The sequence below is a fragment of the Microcystis sp. M_QC_C_20170808_M3Col genome (genome assembly GCF_007095505.1).
In the GTDB taxonomy this organism is placed as follows: domain Bacteria; phylum Cyanobacteriota; class Cyanobacteriia; order Cyanobacteriales; family Microcystaceae; genus Microcystis.
Map to the genome: position 1 here is coordinate 1 of NZ_SFBY01000012.1, position 6,172 is coordinate 6,172.

General features: G+C 44.3%; 5 protein-coding genes. 3 read left to right on the plus strand and 2 right to left on the minus strand.

Annotated elements, in window-relative coordinates:
- Nucleotides 1-251 precede the first annotated feature (251 nt).
- Nucleotides 252-1,676: a PP2C family protein-serine/threonine phosphatase gene (locus EWV84_RS00445; protein WP_286824904.1), complete on the plus strand. Its 1,425-nt coding sequence runs from the start codon at nucleotides 252-254 to the stop codon at nucleotides 1,674-1,676.
- Nucleotides 1,677-1,704: 28 nt separating this feature from the next.
- On the opposite strand, the gene EWV84_RS00450 is transcribed toward EWV84_RS00445, so the two are convergent.
- Nucleotides 1,705-2,946 carry an AmpG family muropeptide MFS transporter gene (locus EWV84_RS00450; RefSeq protein WP_287075669.1) on the minus strand — a complete coding sequence of 414 codons (1,242 nt, stop codon included), beginning with the start codon at nucleotides 2,944-2,946 and terminating at the stop codon, nucleotides 1,705-1,707.
- Between the two features lie 306 nt (nucleotides 2,947-3,252).
- Here EWV84_RS00450 and EWV84_RS00455 point away from each other — a divergent pair, with 306 nt between their 5' ends.
- Nucleotides 3,253-3,873 (plus strand): GNAT family N-acetyltransferase, encoded by a 621-nt coding sequence (locus tag EWV84_RS00455; RefSeq protein ID WP_286824906.1) that lies wholly within the window; start codon nucleotides 3,253-3,255, stop codon nucleotides 3,871-3,873.
- 303 nt (nucleotides 3,874-4,176) lie between these two features.
- Nucleotides 4,177-5,589 (plus strand): LCP family protein, encoded by a 1,413-nt coding sequence (locus tag EWV84_RS00460; protein ID WP_287075671.1) that lies wholly within the window; start codon nucleotides 4,177-4,179, stop codon nucleotides 5,587-5,589.
- Between the two features lie 94 nt (nucleotides 5,590-5,683).
- Here the strand turns inward: EWV84_RS00460 and EWV84_RS00465 are convergent.
- The coding region (locus EWV84_RS00465; RefSeq protein WP_287075673.1) for a Uma2 family endonuclease at nucleotides 5,684-6,172 on the minus strand (489 nt) is incomplete at its 5' end.

Below are 6,172 nucleotides of genomic sequence, written 5' to 3' on the forward strand. Positions count from 1 at the left end.
CACGCAAACTTTAAACGCTTCGGGAGAGATTCCCTCTTGGTTGGTTGGAGAAATCCTGCTTGCTAACGGAGACTCAATGAACGAAGAATCCCCGTCTCTTTAGAGCGGGGAGCGTCAAAAAACAGAAATAGTAAAACATCAGGGTTAAATTGTGGCAGTCACGAAAAGATCCACTATACTGTTAGACTTAAACAGGTCATCACCCAATGACTATCTAGCTATAATCATGTCACCGCCACAAAAATCATTTTATGCTTTCTGAGCCGGAACCGAGCGACACCCTCACCACTGCCACCGTCAATATGGGCGATCAAACTACCGATATCAAGCCAATTTTAGCCTTAAAAGAGTTAGTCGCCAGTTTATATCGCGAACAAAACAAAGTTCAAAATCTCTTAAGTTCCCTCGGGTTTGCCCTGCGGAGTTTCAATAATTTAAACCAATTCCTCGATCTTACCCCCTTGATGGCCGCACGAGTGGCAGATGCGGAGGGAGGGGCATTGATTTTGAGCAAAAATAACGGTCAAGTGGCGCTCGATCAACTCCATTGCCAAGATAATCAAATTAATGGGGAACTACGCCGACAATTAGAGGCAATTATCCGACAATTAAACCAAGAACCGGCACTTGAGAACAGAAATAGTCGATCGCTTCTCGATAGTCTCGACCATAAAATCCGGCAAACTCTCGGACAGGGTACGCAGGTATATAGTACACCTGTTTTGGTAAAAAATAGTGAGCGGGGACGTTTATACGTTTTCAGTCGCGATCCCGATTATGGTTGGACACCCACCCGTCGTAAACTGTTGCAGCTAGTGGCCGATCAAACGGCGGTGGCTATAGCTAATAATGAATTAACGCTGGAATTACGGGCCAAGGAACGTCAGGATCGAGAGTTAGAAATCGCTTCCGAAATCCAAAATCGTCTTTTACCCCGGCAATGTCCGAAAATTCAGGGGGTAGAATTGGCAGCCCACTGTAAAACGGCTAATCGCGTTGGTGGCGATTATTATGATTTTATCCCCTGCAACTACGATCAATTTAAACCGGCAAGGGAGGCGGAAATGGAAGCTAGTACCGCTCCTTGGAGTATAGTCATTGGTGATGTCATGGGTAAAGGTGTCCCAGCAGGATTATTGATGACCATGACCCGGGGAATGTTGCGAGCGGAAGTGTTAAATCGTCACTCCCCGGCCCAGATTTTGCGTCATCTCAATCGGGTTATGTATGCCGATCTGGATAATTCTCATCGTTTCGTGACATTATTTTATTCCGAGTATGATCCCCTGACGCGCCGTCTTGGCTACAGTAATGCTGCCCATTATCCCACCCTCTGGTGGCGGGCCAAAACGGCAGAGTTAGAGCCTCTCGACACGGAAGGGACATTAGTTGGTTTAGAGGCCGATTCTATCTATGATGATGCCCAAGTGCAATTAGAAGCGGGAGATACGCTGATTTATTATACCGATGGCTTTACCGATGCAGTTAACTCGAAAGGGGAAAGATTTGAGCAGAAAAATTGGCTATCGGCAGTTAAAGAAGCCTGTCAACAGTACACCGATCCCGAACAGATTCTAGAATATTTATTTGGGAAAGTTGCCGCTTTTACTGGGTTGGGAAATGACAGTAGCGACGATATGACTTTAGTAGTTATGCGAGTGAAATCGGAGGAATAAATTATCATTTCCTAGCTCATAAATTAGCCTAATTCTGCTCTTGCCAAGGAGCAAATAAAGGCAATAAAGCTAACCCGGGTAAAGCGGCAATTACCGTGATTAAAAAGAACCACTGCCAACCGATCGCCTCAGCTAAAACTCCTGCGGGAGCCACCAAAATATCGCGACTAAAGGCCATTAAACTTGATAAAAGGGCGAACTGAGTAGCGGTAAAACGAGCATTACAAAGACTCATTAAAAAAGCCACAAAAGCGGCAGTGACTAAGCCACCGCAGAAGTTTTCAATATTAATAGCTAAGACCATAAAAGGATAATTTTGCCCTAAATTTGCTAAAATAAAATAGGCTAAATTACTAACAGCTTGCAAGACACCAAATATCCAGAGCGATCGATTAATTCCCCAACGACTTAACAGGGAACCACCTAATAAAACTCCCACCATAGTTGCTATCATGCCCATACCGCCTTGGATCGCCCCAATATCGGTTTGACTGAAACCAGTTTTTAAGAGAAAAGGAGTCACCATATTATTAACTAAAGCATCCCCTAAACGATAGAGAACAATAAAGGCGAGAATACCGATTCCTTGACCTATTTGATAGCGTTGAAAAAACTCTTGGAAAGGCAACCAAACCGCCTCTAAAAGAGTTTGAGGAGTATCATCCCTAGGGGGAGTAGCCGGGGCTAAAAAAGACCAAATAATCGTTAAAGCCATCAATCCAGCTAGGAAAAGATAGACGAGAGGCCAGGGAAAGTGATCGGCTAAAATTAAAGCGATCGAACCGGTTAAAATTAAAGCCAAACGATAACCTAAAACCCCGATCGCCACCCCTGCACCCATCTCCCATTTTTCTAAAATATCTGTGCGATAGGCATCGTAGGCAATATCTTGGCTGGCACTAAAAAAAGCAATCAGTAAAGCATTAATTGCCAATAATTCTAAAGATCGTTGCGGTTGTTGCAAAGCCATGAAACCAATCGCTAAAGTTAAACAAATTTGAGCGATTAAAATCCAACCGCGACGACGACCAAGCAGCGGGGGAAGATAGCGATCGAGTAAGGGAGACCACAGAAATTTGAGAGAGTAGGGGAGAGCGACTAAACTAAATAAACCGATCGATTTCAGATCAACTCCTTCGGTGGTCATCCAAGCTTGCAGGGTACGACCGGTGAGAAAATAGGGCAATCCAGAAGCGAAACCTAAGAATAACAAAGCCGCCATTTTTTGACTGCGGAACACTTGCAAATAAGCGGAAATTTCTTTGATCATGGAGGGGATAGGAGGATAGATTAGATTAAAGAATATAGTTAATTGACCCAAAAAGAAAGAGATTAGTTCTGACCAGCATCATCCCATCTTAACCATTGCCCGGCGATCAAAAAAAATTCCCGAAAAATAGCAGTCTTTCCCCCAACTGGGGCTATAGGCAGTAGAATGGATGAGATTTTGATTCAGTAGTCTTGAAAAATTGCGGTATTCTCCTTAAGATAGATGCTTGATTCTCCCAACTAGCTCCCACCCCTATTTACCTTTCCGGGATAAGGACTGCCATCCCCACCTTCCCTGCCGACTCCTGTGATTAAAGTGGACTCCTGTTTTATCTCATACCTATTGTCTAATCCCTCCGACTCGGAAGCGACCGGTGACAATGCCACCATTACCGTCGAGGTGCGTTTGGCCCAAAGCCAAGATCTCAAAAGCTTGGCGGAAATTCTCACCGATAGTTTTTTCCCCACGGCCAATTATTGGTCTTTTCTGCGTCCTATCTTTAAATTGGGCATTTACGAGGACTTACGGGGACGATTGCGCGCCGATACCCCTTACTATCACTGTCTGGTAGTCAGTCAAACCAGCGTCACCGCCACGGGTTCTCAGGAAATTATTGTCGCTACGGCGGAAATCGGCTTAAAATCTAGTTCTTTTTTAGCCGTTCCCATTCCTTATATTTCTAATTTAGCCGTTAGTCCCGATCGCCGGCGTGCCGGTCTGGCCCGGAGATTGCTGCTCAAGTGTGAACAGATCGCTAGAGAATGGGGTTTTGAGGAACTTTCCCTCCATGTTCTCGATAATAATCTAGCGGCCCAGTCACTGTACTCAAGTAGCGGTTATCGTCTGCAAAAAACCGACGGTTGGTTGATCAATTGGTTATTTAATCGACCACAAAAGTTATTTCTGCACAAAAAAATCAGCCATTGAGGAGATAGGAGGCACTCATGCACTCATGCACTCATGCAAAAGGCAGCTTTCTTCTCCCCACTACCCCACTACCCCACTTCCCCGCTTCCCGCTCCCATAAAAAACTTTTTGCTGCAAACCCTAGATATTTCTCCAAAATTGCGATGCAGAAGAACTATAAGGAAAAATTCTGCTATATTATCTGCTAACTCTCTAGAAAACCCGATTAGTTTAATAATCTTTTCCGGGTATCTGAGAAAAAAAATAGTTCATCTCTTTAAATATGGTTTTAGGGAGATATTTAGTGACCGTGTGAGGCAATTTGTGGTTAATAAGACAAAATCAAGGCTTAAAAGCGGAAAATCAAGCAAATTAGCGGCTAAACCTGTGAAAAAGCGGCGATTGTCCGGTAAATGGTTCCTGACGGCCCTAGGCTTAACTGGCTGCGCCCTAGTTTCCGCTACGGCGGGGGCTATGTTGGCTGTGTCTCTCTCCTCCACACCTTTGCGACAAGCTGCTCTTAGTCCCCAAGAAGCCGCCGCTTTTAACAATCAGCAGGCGATATCCTATCAAAATCTGCAACTTCCCGCCCTCAACCGCCCCGTTAATATTTTGGTAGTTGGCGCGAAAGTGTTGACATCCGATGTCAAGGAGGCACAAACCCCAGATCTGGGTTATCATGCCCCGGTTAATTCCTTGGATGGTTTAACCGATACCATGCTGTTACTGCGTTTTGACCCCCAAAGACAGAAGTTAACCATGCTTTCCATCCCCCGGGATACCCGCACCGATATCGAGGGTTACGGGGAGAAAAAAATCAATGAAGCTAACGCCCTCGGTGGACCTGCTTTAACGGCGGAAACGGTTAGTCATCTTTTGGACGGAGTCGCTATCGATCGCTATATTCGCATTAATGTGCAGGGTGTGGAAAAATTAATTGATGCTTTGGGGGGGGTGACGGTATATGTTCCCAAAGACATGAACTACAAAGATTTTAGTCAACACCTCTACATTGACCTGAAAAAAGGGGAACAACACCTCAACGGCGAGAAATTCCTCCAGTTTGCCCGTTTTCGTTACGATGCTAACGGCGATATCGGTCGTATCCAACGACAACAGCAATTAATGCGGTCTTTAGTAGAACAAACCCTAAAACCAGCAACTTTATTGAAAATTCCCGATATTATCGAGGTTATCCGCACTCATATCGATACTAATCTCAGTTTAGAGGAGTTACTCGCTCTAGCCGGTTTTGCCTCTAAAACTCAGCGCGCTGATGTGCAAATGCTACTTCTACCCGGAGACTTTAATGGTGATGGTCGGCAAGGGATCAGTTATTGGTTGCCCAATCAAAGTAAAATTCAAGAGCTAGTGGCTCAACATTTTAACCACGGCTCTTTTATGGCTGACATTGAGGAAACCACGCAACCGACTCGCATAGCTGTGGAAGATAGCATCGATAATCCAGAAGCGGTGCAAGCTCTAGTCAGATATCTGCGCTCGTTTGGTTATGAAAATGTTTTTGTCTCTAAGTCTTCATCGCCAATTCTAGAAACTACCAAAATTATTGCTCAAAAAGGGGATAATTCCCTGGCTGCTGCCCTGCATAATAGCCTTGGTGTCGGGGAAGTTTTGGTGGAAAGTACGGGGAATCTCGCTTCTGATGTGACGATTAAAATCGGTCAAGATTGGCAAGAAAAATCAGCTAATCTTTCTGAGCCATCCCTAGGCAACTAAGAAAAAAATCAAGTTTATCCGGGTTATTTATTAGCGTTGGGTTTCATGCTTCAACCCAACCTACGTTCTCAGAGAAAAATCAAGTTTATCTGGGTTATTTATTAGCCAAAATTTGACAAAAATTTTGGTGTTGTTCACTAGCTATTCCTTGCTGTAATCTTGCCAAAACTTCGGCTAAATTCCCCGATAATAAAGCATTTTTATCTAGCCATAATCCAGGGAAGACTTGGGAGCAAAAGATATTATCTTGATTTGATTCTAGGGGCAAATATTCCCCATCAGTTAAGCGAAAACAATCCAATTGAACGTCATAAACTCGCCAGATAATATACTCTTGCACTCCATGGCGACGATAAACTTTGAGTTTTTCGTGTAAATCGTAGGAAGCAGTAGAAGCGGCAATTTCCACGATTAATTCCGGCGCGCCTTCTACATAATCATCTTCACTAATGCTTGATTGTCCGCCGGTTTCTATTCTTAATAAAGCATCTGGTTGTGGTTGATTATCCCCATCCAGTCGCACAGTAGTATTATCCAGTGTTTCTACCCCCGGTGTCGCCACTTCGTAGGCAGTTAACCAACC

What these genes read in the sequence shown, in the direction of transcription:
- EWV84_RS00450 (WP_287075669.1), bottom strand. Translation starts at nt 2,946, where the DNA reads ATGATCAAAGAAATTTCCGCTTATTTGCAAGTGTTCCGCAGTCAAAAA.
- EWV84_RS00445 (WP_286824904.1), top strand. Translation starts at nt 252, where the DNA reads ATGCTTTCTGAGCCGGAACCGAGCGACACCCTCACCACTGCCACCGTC.